Source organism: Stenotrophomonas sp. UBA7606, from assembly GCF_002477705.1.
GTDB lineage: Bacteria > Pseudomonadota > Gammaproteobacteria > Xanthomonadales > Xanthomonadaceae > Stenotrophomonas.
This window is the reverse complement of record NZ_DLJW01000071.1, coordinates 1-310: the sequence shown is the minus strand read 5'-3', so window position 1 is coordinate 310 and position 310 is coordinate 1.

The window sequence follows — 310 nt, the reverse complement described above, 5'->3', positions numbered from 1 at the left end:
TCTTCCTTCTGGCAGGCGGTCAGCAGCAGCGGCACGGCGCTCATCAGCACCAGTGCGGTGGCCTTGGATCGCTTCATGGTCGGTTCCCCGTCAATGTGATGCCCCAATGATGCCCGATGCAGGCTGCAAGGCGGAAACCGGAATGTTCCTGAAGCTGAATCGCGTTTCAGGTGATTTGGGTGTTGGGGCTGATGTGGTGGGGCTTTTTGGGGGGTTACTTGCTGCTGCGGGATTACCTCTCCGGCGCTGTTCGGTGGGCGGAGAGCGAGAGCTAAAAGCCAGAGCCCAAAGTACCCCTCCCCAACCCTCC